Annotated in this window: 15 protein-coding genes and 4 pseudogenes; 7 read left to right on the forward strand and 12 right to left on the reverse strand. The window is 58.3% G+C overall.

Features of this window, described 5'->3' with window-relative positions:
• Positions 1-39 precede the first annotated feature (39 nt).
• Positions 40-303, forward strand: coding sequence for a hypothetical protein (locus OYW20_RS14680; protein WP_268796693.1), 264 nt, complete (start codon positions 40-42; stop codon positions 301-303).
• A 7-nt stretch (positions 304-310) separates the two neighbouring features.
• Here the strand turns inward: OYW20_RS14680 and xylB are convergent, their stop codons facing one another.
• From xylB to OYW20_RS14730, 10 genes are all read right to left on the reverse strand, one after another.
• Positions 311-1,795 (reverse strand): xylulokinase, encoded by a 1,485-nt coding sequence (xylB, locus tag OYW20_RS14685; RefSeq protein ID WP_268796694.1) that lies wholly within the window; start codon positions 1,793-1,795, stop codon positions 311-313.
• A 29-nt stretch (positions 1,796-1,824) separates the two neighbouring features.
• Positions 1,825-2,823, reverse strand: coding sequence for a LacI family DNA-binding transcriptional regulator (locus OYW20_RS14690; RefSeq protein WP_268796695.1), 999 nt, complete (start codon positions 2,821-2,823; stop codon positions 1,825-1,827).
• A gap of 71 nt (positions 2,824-2,894) precedes the next feature.
• Entirely contained in the window at positions 2,895-3,836 is a 942-nt protein-coding gene (locus tag OYW20_RS14695) for an ABC transporter substrate-binding protein (protein WP_268796696.1), read from the reverse strand.
• A gap of 68 nt (positions 3,837-3,904) precedes the next feature.
• Positions 3,905-4,897, reverse strand: coding sequence for an ABC transporter permease subunit (locus tag OYW20_RS14700; protein ID WP_268796697.1), 993 nt, complete (start codon positions 4,895-4,897; stop codon positions 3,905-3,907).
• Positions 4,898-4,966: 69 nt separating this feature from the next.
• Complete coding sequence (locus OYW20_RS14705) at positions 4,967-6,460, reverse strand: sugar ABC transporter ATP-binding protein (protein ID WP_268801144.1); 1,494 nt, start codon at positions 6,458-6,460, stop codon at positions 4,967-4,969.
• Between the two features lie 318 nt (positions 6,461-6,778).
• Entirely contained in the window at positions 6,779-6,982 is a 204-nt protein-coding gene (locus OYW20_RS14710; protein ID WP_268796698.1) for a DUF2934 domain-containing protein, read from the reverse strand.
• A 177-nt stretch (positions 6,983-7,159) separates the two neighbouring features.
• Complete coding sequence (locus tag OYW20_RS14715; RefSeq protein WP_268796699.1) at positions 7,160-7,282, reverse strand: hypothetical protein; 123 nt, start codon at positions 7,280-7,282, stop codon at positions 7,160-7,162.
• A 55-nt stretch (positions 7,283-7,337) separates the two neighbouring features.
• Complete coding sequence (locus tag OYW20_RS14720) at positions 7,338-7,667, reverse strand: glycine zipper domain-containing protein (RefSeq protein WP_268796700.1); 330 nt, start codon at positions 7,665-7,667, stop codon at positions 7,338-7,340.
• A gap of 99 nt (positions 7,668-7,766) precedes the next feature.
• Entirely contained in the window at positions 7,767-8,015 is a 249-nt protein-coding gene (locus tag OYW20_RS14725) for a hypothetical protein (protein WP_268796701.1), read from the reverse strand.
• A gap of 106 nt (positions 8,016-8,121) precedes the next feature.
• Positions 8,122-8,352: a hypothetical protein gene (locus tag OYW20_RS14730; RefSeq protein ID WP_268796702.1), complete on the reverse strand. Its 231-nt coding sequence runs from the start codon at positions 8,350-8,352 to the stop codon at positions 8,122-8,124.
• A 300-nt stretch (positions 8,353-8,652) separates the two neighbouring features.
• On the opposite strand from OYW20_RS14730, the gene OYW20_RS14735 reads away from it, so the two are divergent.
• From OYW20_RS14735 to OYW20_RS14755, 5 genes and pseudogenes are all read left to right on the forward strand, one after another.
• Complete coding sequence (locus tag OYW20_RS14735; RefSeq protein ID WP_268796703.1) at positions 8,653-10,824, forward strand: TonB-dependent siderophore receptor; 2,172 nt, start codon at positions 8,653-8,655, stop codon at positions 10,822-10,824.
• Between the two features lie 78 nt (positions 10,825-10,902).
• Positions 10,903-11,172 carry a hypothetical protein gene (locus OYW20_RS14740; RefSeq protein WP_268796704.1) on the forward strand — a complete coding sequence of 90 codons (270 nt, stop codon included), beginning with the start codon at positions 10,903-10,905 and terminating at the stop codon, positions 11,170-11,172.
• Positions 11,173-11,336: 164 nt separating this feature from the next.
• Positions 11,337-11,753 (forward strand): annotated as a pseudogene (locus tag OYW20_RS14745) (methyl-accepting chemotaxis protein); the annotation flags it as partial.
• Between the two features lie 34 nt (positions 11,754-11,787).
• Positions 11,788-12,909 carry a metallophosphoesterase gene (locus OYW20_RS14750; RefSeq protein ID WP_268796706.1) on the forward strand — a complete coding sequence of 374 codons (1,122 nt, stop codon included), beginning with the start codon at positions 11,788-11,790 and terminating at the stop codon, positions 12,907-12,909.
• A gap of 106 nt (positions 12,910-13,015) precedes the next feature.
• Positions 13,016-13,264, forward strand: a pseudogene (locus OYW20_RS14755) (winged helix-turn-helix domain-containing protein); the annotation flags it as partial.
• Positions 13,265-13,353: 89 nt separating this feature from the next.
• Here the strand turns inward: OYW20_RS14755 and OYW20_RS26305 are convergent.
• Together OYW20_RS26305 and OYW20_RS26310 are read right to left on the reverse strand one after the other, a co-directional pair.
• Positions 13,354-14,226: a methyl-accepting chemotaxis protein gene (locus tag OYW20_RS26305; RefSeq protein WP_408005517.1), complete on the reverse strand. Its 873-nt coding sequence runs from the start codon at positions 14,224-14,226 to the stop codon at positions 13,354-13,356.
• A gap of 30 nt (positions 14,227-14,256) precedes the next feature.
• Positions 14,257-15,282: pseudogene (locus OYW20_RS26310) on the reverse strand (methyl-accepting chemotaxis protein); the annotation flags it as partial.
• Positions 15,283-16,049: 767 nt separating this feature from the next.
• On the opposite strand from OYW20_RS26310, the pseudogene OYW20_RS14765 reads away from it, so the two are divergent.
• A pseudogene (locus OYW20_RS14765) lies at positions 16,050-16,382 on the forward strand (alpha/beta fold hydrolase); the annotation flags it as partial.
• Positions 16,383-16,499: the final 117 nt, after the last annotated feature.

A 16,499-nucleotide genomic window follows, 5' to 3' on the forward strand; every position in this document is an offset into this window, starting at 1 on the left:
GATTTGCCGGACAGCACTTGAAGAATGACAGGCAGGCGCATGGACACTATTTTTCTGTTGGTTGAACACGGTCGCGAACAAGGCGAGGTTTACGTCCTCGGCTGGTTTGATAACGAAATGACAGCGAAAGAAACCGCTGAAGCGATGGAGTGGAAAACCTATCGCGAAGAGGTGAAGCGCCAGCAACAATGGTCAAGCCAGGCGCCACTGTCTCCGGCGCAGACCGCCCACCGACGTTTCTGGGTGAAGAATATCGCCAAATTCGGCCACGCTTTCACCCAGAAATCAGCCTCCGTGCATTGAGCCCGAATCAACCACGCAGTGCTTTGGCAGCGCCCAGTAACCCGCGAAACCGTTGATAGCGCGCCTGCAATGCAGTGTGCGCCTGTGGGTCAGGGAAGAACCGCGCCTTGATCGGCATCCCGATTTCGAGCAAAGCCGCGCCCTTGCCCACCGAGAGAAAACCCAGCTTGGCAGCGCCGATACACGCACCCAGTTCGCTGCCCTGCAAGGTGTGAATTTCGCGATTCAGAATAGTGGCCAGCAATTGCGCCCAGTACTCACTGCGCGCACCGCCACCCACCAGCGCACACGCATTGACCTGTGCCCCCGCTGACTGCACGGCGTTCAGCGCATCGAGCAAGCCAAAACCGACCCCTTCCAGCACTGCGTAACCCAACATCGCGGGCGTGCTGTCGTGGCCCAGATTCATGAATCCGCCGCGCAGCAATGGATCGTTGTGGGGCGTGCGCTCGCCTGCCAGATACGGCAGAAACAGCGGATTGGACAGCGCGACCATACGCCCGTGGGGCAACGCATCCGCGACCCGCTGCAGCAGCGTCTGCTCGTCAGGCTGGCCGAGCAGTCCGGTAACCCAGCGCAAACAACTGGCGCCCGCCAGCATGGCGCCCATGGTGTACCAGCGTTGCGGCAAGGCGTGGCAAAAACTGTGCACCGCGCTGGGCGGATCACCTGCTGGCGTGTCGGTGATTGCCACAAGCGCGGCGCTGGTCCCCAAGGTAATAAACGCGTCCCCGGCATTGATCGCACCGATACCGACTGCTGAAACCGGGTTGTCACCACCGCCACAGGCGACCGGCAACTGCGGGGCCAGCCCAAGCTGCTGCGCGGTCTGCTGCGTGAGCCGTCCGGCGAGCTCGGTGGATTCTCGCAGCACCGGCATCTGCGCAAGCGACAGTCCGGTGGCGCGCAGCATCGGCTCGTACCAGGCGCGCTGCTCGACATTCAGCCACAGCGTGCCCGCCGCATCTGACATGTCACTGACGCGCTCGCCGGTCAGCCGCAGGTGCAGATAATCCTTGGGCGACAGCACGCAACTGATGCGCGCGAACACGTCGGGTTCATTCTGCTTGAGCCACAACAGTTTGGGCGCGGTGAGGCCGGCCATCGCCAGGCTACCGGTGGTTAACGCATACGCCGGGTACTGAGCGTTGAGCTGCTGGGCCTGGGCAATCGCACGGGAATCATCCCAAAGGATCGCCGGGTACAGAATCTGATCATCTTCATCCAGCAGAACTGCGCCGTGCATCTGCCCGGACATCCCGATGCAGGCAATCGCAGCCCAGGCGTCAGGGTGGTTTGCACGAAGCTGCTGCAATGCTGACAGGCACGCTTGCCACCAGTCTTCGGGATTCTGTTGCGACCAGCCTGTTTGCGGGCGCGACACCTCCAGACGCGCACCCGCGTGGCCGACGACCTGGCCGTTTTCATCCATCAATATCGCTTTGAGCTCGGACGTCCCCAGATCGATTCCCAGTGAAACGCAACCCTGCATAAACCCTCACTTACCGTTGGCGGACGCGCTCAGGGGCATCCACATGAATTTCGGATACGCAGCGTTGGTGCCAGGCGCACGGTTTGCCGCGGGGCATCGGGGTTATCGATGCAGCCCAGCAGTAAGCCAACTGCACGTGCACCCAGTTCGTTGACCGGCTGAGCGATGACGCTCAGGCGCGGCAGAAAGAAATCCGCCCAGTCGAAATCGTCGAAGCCGACCAGGGCCATCTGTTGCGGTACTTCAATAGCGGCCTCGCGCAAGGCCTGCATGGCGCCGATGGTCATCAAGTTGTTGCCCGCCATGATCGCCGTCGGAGGGCTGCTCAGCGCCAGCAATCGGTGCGTCGCCGCGCAGGCGGACTCACTGCGCGAGTCACCTTCGACCAGCAGCATGTCGTCCCACGGCAAGCCCGCGTCCAGCAAAGCGGCGCGATAGCCGTCGATGCGCTCTTGCGTAGTACTCAAGCCTTTGGCACCCGCCACCATGCCGATGCGCCGATGCCCGTGCGCCACAAGATGTGCGATTAACCCTTGGGTGGATTCGCGATTTTCGACGCCAACCTGATCGAATCCGTGCTCGGCCAGTCGATCGACCAGCACTGTCGGTATGGCGTTGTTCTGCAAATACGTAAGTGCGCGGTGCTGCGGGTCTCTCGAAGGGGCCAGCAAAATCCCGTCCACCCGCCGATGATGCAGGGTCTTGACCACGCGCAACTCTTGCTCCGGGTCATCGTGGGTGTCCACGAACAGCATCATGATCCCGTGCTTGGCGCATTCGGTTTCGATGGCGTGCACGGTCTCGCTGAAATAGTGGTTGGACAACGCCGAAATGGCCACGCCGATGGTGTTGGTGCGCGACCGGGCAAGCGAGCGGGCCACGGTGTTGGGGATGTAACCCAATGCCTTGACCGCCTGCTCAACCGCCTGCACCGTTTGCGCGCTGACCTTGCGCGTGCCGTTCAACACATGGGACACCGTCGAGGTCGACACCTTGGCCTGCCGCGCCACGTCCTCCATCTTTACCACTGACACCCTCCGATTTTCAGAGTCTGCTGGAGTGCGGGCCTCCCATACGCCATGGGCTGCCCGCTAAGTGCTCAGCGCTTGCTAGACCAGCCTTTGTACTCACCGATGTTGTCACGGGTGATCAGTTTGGGGGTCAGCAAAGTCAGCGCTTCGGCCGGCTTGCGGTCATTGAGGATGTCGTTGCCCAGCACCACGGCGTCCTGCGCCATGGCCCACGGATCCTGACTGGCGGAGGCCTGGATCGAGGTGTCGGTTTTCAAGGCGTTTTCGATGTCTGGCGCGCCGTCTACCGAGGTGATGATGATGCCGCTGCGTTTCAGCTGTTTGGCGGCCAGGTCGCTACCGATGGCTTGCGGGTCGTTGATTGCGAACAGCCCGTCGATTTTCGGGAAGCGCGTCAGGTAGCCCTGCATCGCATTCAAACCGCCTTCACGCGACCCTTTGGCGTCTTGATCATCTGACAGCACCTTGATATCAGGCGCTTTGGCCAGGGCATTTTTACACCCTGTGACGCGGTCCATCACCGACGTCACTTGCGGACCGTTCTGGATGATCATGTTGCCCTTGCCCGACAGCTTGTCGATGATGAACTGACACGCCAGACGACCGGCTTCCACGTTGTCGGTTTGCACAGTGGCGTCCACGCCCTTGGCGTTCACGTCTACTGCTACCACCACGATTCCGGCTTTGCGGGCCTTCTTGATGGCCGACTCGATGGCCGACGGATCGACCGCGTTGAGCAGGATCAAATCCACGCCCGCCGAGATGAAGTTATCGATTTGGGTGAATTGCTTGCTCAAGTCGTAATCGGCTGACACCGACGTCACTTTGGCGTTGGGATTGAGCTCCATCACCTTGGCCTTGGCACCTTCGGCCAGGGTCACAAAATAAGGATTGCCCAGCGAGCCGAGCGTGATGCCGACCGATTTCAGCTCTTTCGCCTGAACACCTTGGGACAACAACGCCGCCAGGCACAGGGTCACGACAGCGGGAAATTTACGTTTGAAGTTCATGATTGCTCTCTTGTGATTATTGTTGAGTCCACTTTTGAAGCGCAGCAGGTGTTGCATGCAGCGACCGATCAGGTTCTTGCCCCCGACTGGCGATAACGGTCCAGCGCCACGGCGCCGATGATCACGATGCCCTTGATGATGTATTGCCAGATGTCCGAGACGCCCATCAGCACCAGACCGTTGGTCAAAACAGCGATGATCAGTGCGCCAATCAGCGTGCCGCCGATGGTGCCGACGCCACCGGTAAAACTGGTGCCCCCCAGGATCACCGCGGCGATGGCATCCAGCTCATAGGATTGGCCCAGTTGCAGGCCGTTGGCGGCAAACAGTCGCGAGGCACTCATCACCGCGCCAAGCCCGGCCAACGCACCGGACAACGCGTAGACGAACAGCAGGACTTTCCACACCTTGATCCCGGAAAGCCTCGCAGCCTCCGGGTTACCGCCCACTGAATAGATTTGTACGCCCATCACCGTTCGCCGCAGGATGAACCACGACATCGCGATCACCGCCACCGCGATGATCACCAGCCACGGTACGCCGAGCACAGAGTCGTTGCCGATGAAAGCGAAAGGCAAATCAGGGTTGAACACGGTTTTGTCGTCCGCCAGCAAGCGTGCCAGACCGCGCATCGCGGTCAGCGCGCCAAGGGTGACAATAAACGGCGGCAGGCGCATGAAGGCAATCAGCCCGCCGTTGACCAGCCCCAGCAACAGGCCGAAACCGACACCGGCGAATATACCGAGCATGCCGTATTGCGGCGACATCGACGCCTGCAACGCAACCACTGCAGACGCCGCCAGAATGGCCCCCACCGAGAGATCGATGCCGGCCGTGAGAATCACGAAGGTCATGCCCGCCGCCAGCACCACGTTGACAGACGCCTGCTGCGTGATGATCGACAGGTTCTGCCAGGTCAGAAAGCTCTCGCTCATCAACGCAAAACCTGCCAGCAACAGCACCAACACCGGCAGCATGCCCACCGTACGCATCAGCTCGCGCACACGTTCACGCTTGTTGACCACCGCAACGCTTGCGGGTTTGTCTACGATCAGACTCATGGTCTGAAGCCCTCTTTCTTGTTATTGGAAGGATGTGCTGCTGTCGCATGCACTCTGCGTTTCGCTGCCTCAGGCAGCGCCGCCCGTGGCCAGATCGATGATCCGTTCCTGGGAAATTTCACTGCCCGATGCACCGCCGACTTCGGCCACCAACTGCCCTTCGCGCATCACCAGCACGCGGTCGCAGGTGCCAATGATTTCCGGCAATTCGCTGGAGATCACCACAATGCCGACACCGGCTTTTGCCAGCTCATTGATGATGCGATAAATCTCCGACTTGGAGCCGATGTCCACGCCGCGGGTCGGCTCATCGAGCAGCAACACTACCGGCTTGACCTCAAGCAACCGCGCCAGCAGGACTTTCTGCTGATTACCGCCCGACAACGCGCCCACGCTCACCTTGCCCGATGCCACGCGGATCGACAGCGCACGAATCGCATCGATGGCACGTCTGGCGCCGCGCGGGCGGTCCAGCACGCCACCGCTGTGGGCGTCTGGCACGCACGCGCAGACGTTGATGTTGTCACGCACGCTCATGTCGAGAAACAGCCCTTGGGCCTTGCGGTCTTCGGTGAGGTAAACCACACCGGCGCGGATGGCGTCAGCGGGGTTATTCAATTCAGTCACGGGCTTGCCGGAGATCTCCAGCGTGCCGGAGATGCGTGAATCGGCCGCGAAAATCAGCCGGGCCAATTCGGTACGTCCGGCACCCACCAGCCCGGCAATGCCCAGCACTTCCCCGGCGTGCAGGTCGAAGCTGCAAGGGCGCACGCGTTTGCCGTCCGCCATGTCACGCACGCGCATCACCACCGCGCCGGGATCGTAAGCCGCGTGTTCTTTTTTGTAGAAGCCGGACAAATCGCGGCCCACCATCATCTTCACCAACACTTCAGCGGACAGCCCGTCGCGCTGTAGCTGGCCGACGTACTCGCCGTCGCGCAGCACAGACACCCGGTCCGACAGCTCGTAGATTTCAGCCATGCGATGGCTGATATAGATGATCGCCAGACCCTGATCGCGCAATTGCTTGATCAGCGCAAACAGGCGGTCGGTCTCGCGGGATGACAGCGGCGTGGTGGGCTCGTCCATCACCAGAATTTTGGCGTTGGCATGCAGCGCACGGGCAATCTCGACCAGTTGGCGTTCGGCAATCGACAACGAGCTGACTGTGGTGGTCGCGCTGAATCCAGCGCCCAGCCGTGTCAGCACCTCGACAACGCCCGCCTCCATCGACTTTCGGTCGATGGTCCATCCCCGGCGCAGCTCACGGCCAAGATAGATATTCTCGGCGACGCTAAGATTGGGACACAGGCTCAGCTCTTGGTAAATCACCGCAATGCCATGGGCTTTGGCCGTTAACGGGTCGAAGACTGACAAGACCTGCCCATTGACCCGGATATCAGCGCCGGGATCGGCCTGGTAAGCACCGGACAGGATTTTCATCAGTGTCGACTTGCCCGCCCCGTTCTCCCCCATCAGCGCATGCACTTCACCGGCATACACCTGCAACGCGACATCTTTGAGCACGCGCAGGCCGTTGAAGGTTTTGGAAATATTGCGCATTTCCAGAACAGGCGTGGGCTGGGCTTCGGAAAAATCAGGTTGTGCAGCAGAAGGCACGCTCATGACAGAGCGCTCGAAACGGGAGTGCAAGGCGCGTCGCTGAGGGAGCGAACGAGCGTGAACCGACCATGATGGCTGTTCATTTCAAACCTCGAGGTTTCTTGTTTTTATACCTGTGACTCCTCGTCGGATGGCGCTGACGGAAGACACTCGGGAAGCAACTGGAAACACTCTAGAACAGCTGAATCGTTTCACGCAAGCGCTTGCTTTTACTTTTGCAAAATAACCTGCGAAGTGCGCAGGCGTACAAATCGGGGACTATTTGTTTTCGGGATCGTTGTCAGGCTCAGGGAACAACGTGTCGACACGCTGTCTGTTGCCGCTGCGCACGGGCGCCATGGCGGCAGACTCCGCCAGCTTTGTGGCCATCTCCCAGTGCCGGTCCTGCTGCCCATCCGGCTTGCCTTCGGTCTCCCAGATCGCCTCGGCCAACTGACGAATTGTGTCTTGATCGATGCTCATTTCCACTCCCCCTGTATAGGCCCATGTGCCATCGCCCGGCATCAAGTGAACGCCGTGACAGTTTTTTGTGACAACACTTTGCCGAGAAAGTACGCCACGGCGTACTCCTTTCGAACACATCGACACCTTGGGCTTACGCAGCGGGGGCACGCTGCGTGTGTATCGGCGATTCATGTTTCACCAAGCGCCTGGTGGAATGCCGTCTTTTTTGAAGTCCTTGAGACGCTCTTTTTCCTCGGGTGTGGAATGGGCAGGCGTATCGTCGGCAGGCTTTTCCGGAGTTTTTTCGGGTTCGCTCATGGTTAATCCTCGTGCCCAGTCAGTGATCATGGGCCGTGATAGCGGATCGGCTGGATCAGGGTTGACGTCGGTTCAGCACAATACTGACCACCAGACCTACGCCTGCTGCTGCCGCAACCGCATGCCAGGGTTTTTCCTTGACGTAGGCCTTGGCCTTTTCAAACGCCGGCAGACCGTGCTCCACGAGCGGGCCTTCGGACGTCACCGATCTGGAGGCGCTGTCCAGAAACGCCCTCAGACGGCTGCGTGCCACATCAGTGCGGTCTTCGTTAACGGCGTCGCCAGCTTTAAGCAGTGCGTCAGTCTCTTTGAGAAACGCGTTCAGCTCGGAGCGCGTTTTCTCGTAGAGATCGTCAGTCAGGGTGTTCGTGAAGTCTTTGGACATGAGTGCATTCCTGATGGGTTGCTCGAAATGGATTGACACGGCGCAAGGCGGCTTCGTTCAACCGAAGTAGACCTTCGCGCACCTGGGTCACCCAGCACGTCAGTCACCCGAGATCACGCCGGTCATGGCGGTGAATTCACTTTGACGATTGTTCAGTTTTTCGAGGACGTCGGCCGGGGTCGACTCACGAAAGACCACCATGTGGCCGACCTCTTTGCCGCCTTCAGTGACACGTTCGATGTCATTGATCATCCATGTCTTGAGCTCGTCGACGGAAATGCCTAACTGCTCTGCAATCTGGAGATGAAAGCGTTCCTGGTCGTACTGATTGAATGCTTCGCTGTTCATGGGAGGTGCCTCGCTCGTCAGTGATGTAGTTGAGGCTGCGAACTGGGCCAACAGTTCAGCGCGATGTACAACGCCATGACCTGAGGTCAGGTTCGCAAAGCGATGGTCAGTGGAGGGAAGAAATCATCAGCCGTCCGCCGGCCAGTCCAGCCTGCTGCGCAGCTTCAAGCTTGAAGTAGCTGCGGTTGTATTCGCGCCACACCGGGGAGATGCGCTCACCCGCTTTGCGCGTTACAACGTCAATGGTCCACGGTGTGGCCGAGCCATTTCGGTAGGCGTTGACGGTAATCTTGAAAGCGCCTTCAACGAAGTCGCGGGAATGGTAGGTGCTCTGCATGACGTGCTCCTTTGGACGGATCCCGCGATTGCGGGAGTCAGGGCAGTCAAAGTGGTCACTGGCATCAGCAACATTCAACCGGGCCACTTCGCATGGCCACATTCATACGAGTGATGGACACAGCCTTTCGTTCCTATTCAAACAGCCTTTCAACAGCCCGTTTCAAACCTTCGCAAAATCAGTAAACGGAAGCTTTCTGATAACAAGAATAATTAGCATTAAACAATTGTGAAAATTTTGTTAGGATTCGCCCCCCTCACGTAGTCCTTTGCCTGCATTCAGCTTTCCAGGAATCCTACAATGCTCCGTCCCGTATTCCCCGCGTTGGCCACCACAATTGCGCTCGGTTTTTGCTCCTCCTCAATGGCGGCACCTGTTGATCCCGACATTCCTGCGGCACCAGGGACCATTTCTCTGGACGGTGTGAATATCAACGCCGACTACGGCCTGGCGGGTATGGCGACTACCGAAAGCAGCGGCTCTTACACGACGGGCTCCATGAACACCGCGACCAAGCTGCCTCTGTCGATCCGCGAGACTCCACAATCGGTCAGCGTGATTACTCGTCAGCGCATGGAAGATCAGGGCATGAACGACCTCAATGACGTGGTCAAATATGCACCCGGCGTGACGCTGCACAAGACTGCGTCTGATCGCCAGGAGTTTCTGGCGCGCGGCTTCAAGATCGACAACATCATGTACGACGGGCTGCCCACCAGTATCAGCACGTACACCCAGGACGTCATATCCGCGGCTGATCTGAGCATTTACGACCGCGTTGAAGTGGTCCGCGGTGCGACAGGCCTGATGACGGGCGCCGGCAGCCCGGCCGCTACGTTGAACCTTGTGCGCAAGCGCCCGACTGCCACGCCGCAGGTCAGCATTACGACGAGCGCCGGCTCTTGGGATCGCTACCGGACTGAAGTCGATGCGTCCAACAAGCTCAATGATGCCGGCACCGTCCGTGGCCGCGTGGTCGCGGCGTATCAGGACAACAACAGTTTCACCGATGTGCGTGAAAATCAGCGGCAGACGTTTTACGGCGTCCTCGACATGGACCTCAACGACTCAACAACCTGGACGATCGGCGCCTCCAAGCAGCGCGATGACAACACTTCAGACTGGGGCGGCCTGCCAAGCGGTCCGAATGGCGAAGACCTGCACCTCAAACGCTCAAGCTTTCTGAGCAATGACTGGTCGTATTGGGACAAGGATAACGTCAGCGTCTTCACCGACCTGACGCATCGGTTCGACAATGGCTGGTCCACCAGGCTTGCCGCTGCAAAAATCTGGGCCAAGGCAGACACCTTTTCCAGCTATCCGGGCAACTACGACGGCGCCGGTTTCCAGCAGTACTCCGGCAAGTACATCGACAATGATGACCAGACCAACCTCGACGCCTCCCTCTCCGGCCCTTTCCAGCTATTGGGTCGCGAGCACGAGTTGGTGGTGGGCGTCAGTCATCGTCAGGAAAAGTTCGATCAATGGGGCGGCTGGACTGCGGGTACACCGATCGACATTTACAACTTCGATCACGCAATTTCCAAGCCGGCAGTGGACACGACGATGTACGAAGGCCGTAACACCACCACCGAAAAAGGCGTGTATGCCGCTGCCCGCCTGAACCCTATTGGTCCGCTGCATATCATCCTGGGTAGCCGGGTCAGCTGGTATGACTACGACAACCGTGCCGGCACCGGGGATTACTCCGTCACCCGTGAAGTCACGCCGTACGCCGGGATCATCTATGACCTGAACGACACCTATTCGGCGTACGTCAGCTACACCGAAATCTTCAAGCCGCAGAGCGAGATGGACGCCAGCCGTAAAGTGCTGGAGCCCATGACCGGCAAGAACTATGAAATCGGCCTTAAAGGGGAGTACTTCGAAGGCGCGCTGAACGCTTCTGTCGCGTTGTTCGAAATGGAGCAGGAAAACCGTGCGTACCTGCTCGACAACCAGAACTCGACCAACTGCCCGTCGTTCCCGGCAACCAGTTGCTACGGCGCCGCTGGCAAAGTGCGCAGTCGCGGTATCGACACCGAACTGACTGGCGCCCTCACCGCCGACTGGCAGTTCTCGGCGTCCTACACCTACGTCCTCAGCCAGTACATTGAAGACGGCACCGAGAGCAATGAAGGCAAACTGTTCGCGCCTGACCAGCCCAAGCATTTGTTCAAGGCAGCGACCAGTTACACCCTGCCTGGCGAGTTGCACAAATGGCGCGTTGGCGCAGACGTTTACGGCCAGAGCAAAACCTTCAACCGCGTGGGCAACGGCACCGCCGATCAGGACGCTTACGGCATCGTCGGCCTGATGGCAGGTTACAAGTTCGATGAGAACTGGGACGGCCGGGTCAACGTCAACAACCTGCTCGATACCCGCTACTGGCAAGGCATCCCGAATGCCGGGGGCGCCGGACAGTACGGTGACCCACGCAACCTGATGTTTTCGTTGAAGTGGACGCTCTGATCGGTCAGACCCATTGACACCAGACGCGCCGAAAAATGAAAAAGCCCACGCCATTGCTGGTGGGCTTTTTATTCAGGCATGGTCCTGGACGAGGATTACGCTTCGCTGTTCATGATCGACCAAAGCACCTTGCGCCTGCCCCGCCAGATCAACATCGTCGGCCAGTTGAACGGGTTCTCCAGCGGCTTGCGCAACGGACAACCTGTCACTGAAGCCGACCGCAGCTCGTTGCGCGCGCTTCTTAAACAAGAAACCCAGCTTCGTCAGGAACTGCAGCAGAGTCTGAAATTACTCCGCCGTAACGAGCCCGTCCTGACAAAATCGAGCCGCCTATCATGGCCGCCCTGACCAGTCTGGACGGGTTTCGCCAGAACCTGCAAAACCTGATGAGCGCCAGCGATGGGGTGATCCGCAGCGTTGAAACCCTGACCACGGAAGGCAATTCAGCCGTCGCACAGCTCTACAAAGCCCAAGACTTATTGCAGGAGACCTTGCACAACGAACTGGCGAGTCGCGGATTTGCCGTGGTGGCCGATGAAGTGCGCACGCCGGCATCGCGCACCCAGACCTCCACAGAGGAAATCCGCCGCATCATTCAGGAACTGCAACACAACACCAAGGCCGCCGTCGACCAGATGACCGCAGGTCAGACCCGGGCTCGCGACTGCATAGATTCGGCCGTCAAAGCCTCGACCAGCCTGACTGACATCAATGAAGAAGTGGAACGTATTGTCGGCATGAACACTCAGATTGCCAGCGCAGCCGTTCAGCAGCATGCGGTCTCCGAAGACATCAATCGCAACGTCATCGAGATTCGTAACGGCAGCATGACGCTGATGCAAGGGGTCGAGGACAACGAAGTCACGGCTGACGAATTGTCGTTGCTGGCGGGCGAGCTGCGTACGGTGGTCGCGCGCTTCAAGTGGTAAGTTGGGCGACCAACCTGATGAGAGGAAAGCGTTGATGTTTCACGTTATGTTCAGCCTGCCATGCCTGTACGTCGTTGTCCGGTTCATCTGGCCCATGCCGTGGTCGCGCCCCATCAGAATCGCGATTGCCCTGCTGATCGTGCTCGCTTCGCAATACCATCTTTACTGTCGGCTCTCCTCCGGCAGCGTGTTCTCGCCGGAATTTCCGCGCAGCATCGTGATGCTGTTCAACGTGGGATTCGGGGCAATCCTGTTGACTGCCGTGTTTCAGATTCTGGTCGATATCGGGACGCTGCTGACGATGCTGGCGCGTCGTCGGTGGCTGACCATCCCGGCAGCGCTGCGCTACGGATTTGGTGCCGCCGCGCTGCTCTTGGCTGTGGTCGGTGTGCAGCAGGCAGTACGTGTGCCGGAGATAAAGGACATCGACATTGCGATCAAGAACCTGCCGCCCCAATTCGAGGGCTACACGATCCTTCAGTTGACCGACTTGCACATCAGCCGGCTTTTCGATGAGCCGTGGACGCAGGCCGTCGTCAGCCGCTCCAACGAGTTGGGTGTGGATCTGATGGTGGTGACGGGTGACTTGATCGATGGATCGGTCAGCAATCGCACACGCGACATTGCCCCGCTGCGCGGTCTTCATGCACCGGATGGCGTGTATGTCATCCCGGGCAACCACGAGTACTTCTTCGATAACGCCGCCTGGATGCAACACTTCGTCTCGCTGGGAATGATCCCGCTCGCCAACAGCCACACGCTGCTCAATCGTCAAGGTGCGCAGATTGTGCTGGCGGGTGTCACGGATCTGACCGCTCCAAAAACCGGTTTCCCGGCGCCTGATGTGAAACAGGCGATAGCGGGCGCGCCCAGTAATACGCCGATCATTTTGCTCGATCATCAGCCAAAGCTTGCCAGGTCTGCAGCGAGCGAAGGCATCGCACTTCAGCTGTCAGGCCATACCCATGGCGGCATGATTCTGGGGATTGACCGGTTGCTGGCCTTGGCCAATGGAGGGTTTGTCTCGGGACTCTACGACGTGCAAGGCATGCAGCTGTACGTCAACAATGGCACCGCGCTGTGGCCCGGATTTGCCCTGCGTTTGGGCGTGCCGTCTGAGCTGACACGCATCACGCTGCGAAGAGCGGTCGATTGAAGCCCGAAGGCGATGGGCAGAGTCGCGCACATGAAACAGCCCAGCCTTCCCGGATTGGGCTAGATCGTCAAGTCACTGAAGTACGCCAGGTTGATTCGCGCAATCGGCACCTTCGGCCGGCCGGGTGTTTTCCCGTGACCAACTGCTCGACAAGATCTACTCCAACCACTGCGTGATCACTGACCCCACGGTGGAAAGCCATATCCGCAATCTGCGGCGTAAGCAGGAGCAGGCGTGCCCTGGGGAAACGCCCATCGAGTCAGTGTATGGAGTGGGTTATCGGTTTCAGCTTTCCTGGCCTGAGGTCTCGCCGACCACGGGTAGTTGTCGATCCCGGCGCGCGGTGAGGCGCTGAAATCGGCTATGAGCAGCCGACCCCAGACGCCTTGATGCCTGGTGAAAATGAAAAGCGCCGAAGCGATGTTCTAGATCTTCAGAGCCCAGTTACATCTTGAACCGCGCCACCATGCTCTGGAGTGTGCTTCCCAAGCGTGCCAGTTCCATCGTGGAGACTGCGCTTTGTTCGGTCGCGGCCGCGGATTGGTCAGCTACGTCACGGACGTTAATAACGCTGCGGTTGATTTCGTCGGTGACTACAGTCTGTTGCTCAGCGGCGGCTGAGATTTGCTGACTCATCTGCTCGATGGTGCCTATTGACTGAGTAATTTCCAGTAGCGCCTGTTCGGCCTGACGAGACAGTTCAACGGTGCCTTCAGTACGCTGTTGGCTGGCGGACATCAGACTCGATGCCGCGCCAGTCCCTTGCTGCAGAGCCTTGATGAGCTCTTCGATTTCCATTGTGGAGTTCTGCGTGCGCTGGGCCAATGACCTTACTTCATCTGCTACCACGGCAAAACCACGGCCTTGTTCGCCCGCGCGTGCGGCTTCGATAGCGGCATTGAGCGCGAGCAGATTGGTCTGCTCAGCGACCGCCTTGATAACGTCAATCACGCTGCCAATCTTGTCGCTGTCATGGGTCAGGCGCTGCATGGCCACGCCTAGTTGCTCCACCTCTCCCGCCAGTTGACCGATTTCCCGCGTGGCGTTTTGCACGACGCTGCTGCCATGGGCCGCGCGCTCGCTGGCTTGTTTGGCGGCTCGTGATGCGTCTTCGGTGTTTTGCGCAACTTCCTGCACGGTCGAGGCCATTTCATTCATCGCAGTAGCGACCTGATCGACCTCCATTTTTTGCTGGGTAACCCCGGCGCTGGTCTGCTCGCTCACGGCCGAAAGCTCCTCGGCAGAGGTCGCAATCTGTGTCACTCCGTGGCTAATGCCCCCGATCAGGTCGCGCAATGATGTCGTCATGTGCTGCATCGTGTTCTGCAGTAAGCCCAACTCGTCTTTACGGGTGGTGCTTATGTCGTTACTCAAGTCGCCATCGGCAATGCGTCGGGCTGCAATGACACTGGCGCCGAGCGGGCGAGTGATTTGGCGCGTGATCAGCACTGCCGCGAAGATACCTAAAAGCAATACAACTAAAGCCACGCTAAGTAGCTGGATGATCGCGTTACGCTTTTCTGTATTGGCGGCAACAATCTGTGCGGCCATCAGCTCGTCAGCGCTTTTAACTGCATCGGTCGCGTTTTGTTGCAACGCGTCGCGCAGTTGATCGTTTTGTTGCAGCATCTGCGAAATGGTCGCCATCAATTCCTTGTATTGACGCAGTGCCATAAGGGCGGTGTCGACGGCTGCACTGGCCTGGCTTGGCAGCTGGTTACGGGCGTCTGTGACTTGCGCTATCAGCGCGTCGGCACTCTTGAAAGTTGCCTGACGGTTATCGTCGTTAGGAATACTCAGGTAGCGGCGGAATACAAGGCGAAAGTTGGTCATGCCATTGCGAAGGTCACCCGCGATCTTCACCTGCTCGATACCGTTTTGATCCGGTGAGCGCGAAGCATCGTTTAACGTGCTCTGCAGCAGGCTTTCAAAGGTTGCGCTCACCTCATCGGAAACTTTGATGAGTGGTTTAAGAGCGCCATCCACTTTCTGGTTGTTATTCACCAGTTGGTCGAACGTCTGCTTGAGGCTACCGGCTTGATCGCCAATACCTCTGAGCATGGCAACGTTGGCGGGCACTGTCAGAACCTGCAAACCTTCTTGGATGGCTTCGTTGAGAGCCACCAGCTTGAGGTCGTAGGCCTGCGCTGCGCCGGCATTCGGGCTAGCGGAATAGGCTTGCGCAGCGACTCTCACGTCCAGCACATTGACTTTCACTTCTGAGACTCTGGCAGCTTTGGCCAGGCGCTCAATCAGCAGGTTGGTGCTGGCATAGCCAATGGCTGTCACCGTGAGCACGCCAAGCAGAATGGCACCAAAGCCTATGCCCAGTTTTTTACTCACATTCAGATTATCCAACCATGTAGATTTCATTGCGTTCTGACCGTTGATTAGTATTCATGTGGTTTATCGACGTGGACGACTAAAAGTTGACGGCTAAGTTATTGAAATAACTGATTGATATGATCAAAACCCTCAATAGCTGTGAGCGTAATCCTAAGTCAGGTTGAATGGATGCGTTGCGTGCCCACCACGCTACGGCCTCGACCTGTTCCGCAGAGCAGTGGCGTAGCTGTCGGGACACTCTGCGGCCCCGTGGCAAGGGCTATAAAAATCGACCTTATAGGTCAGAACCGGAGGTTGAATTTTCAGCCCCGTTACAAGCGCGTCAGCAGCAACTAATGGCTTTCGGGCTAATAGCACGTCTGTTCAATCTGCAGAATGCTCTGCGCCCTAAGCTGATTTCGCAGGACTCTCGTATGCAGAGGCCTGGTGTTATCCAGTTAAAAGACTCACCTTTTATGCGGCAACGCTGTGGTTCTACCCAACTATTCATTAGTTCTAACCGACGTCCAGTCAGCCGCACCGGCAGATTGAAAATACCCTTGCCTTATCACATCAACACTTCAGCACCCTTCCACGCTCAGTTGGTGAGCAATAACCCTGAGTCTGACTGCCGTGCCCTACCAAGAAAAGGAGGTCCTGTGTCCGATCAGTACTACGCTCCATCAACTTCCCACAGGCAGGTACTCAAAGTCGGCGCCGCTGCGCTGGCTGCCGGAACCATCGCGGGAATCGTACCGGGCAACAACGTTGCTCAGGCTGCAACCTCGGCCCCAACCAAAGAAGGAAAAACCGAAATGACCAGCTTCACTACCCTCGATGGGACTGAAATATTCTACAAAGACTGGGGCACCGGTCAGCCCATCGTTTTTCACCACGGCTGGCCTCTCATTTCCGACGACTGGGACGCGCAAATGCTGTTCTTCGTTTCCAAGGGCTACCGCGTGATCGCTCATGATCGACGGGGTCATGGTCGCTCGACGCAGACCACCATCGGCAACGACATGGACACTTACGCGCAGGACGTTGCAGCCTTGGTCGCGCACTTGAAGTTGAAGGACGCCGTGCATATCGGCCACTCCACAGGCGGAGGTGAAGTGGCTCGCTATGTCGCTCAGCACGGTGCTGGCCTGAGAGCCCTTTACGTTGAAAAGGTATCAATGATGTTAGCGACCAGTACGATTGGATCGTCACGATTGGCCTACATTTCATATTTATGACATTAACGTTAAGCGATCGCCGCACAT

It is taken from the genome of Pseudomonas sp. BSw22131 (assembly GCF_026810445.1).
Taxonomy (GTDB): domain Bacteria; phylum Pseudomonadota; class Gammaproteobacteria; order Pseudomonadales; family Pseudomonadaceae; genus Aquipseudomonas; species Aquipseudomonas huanghezhanensis.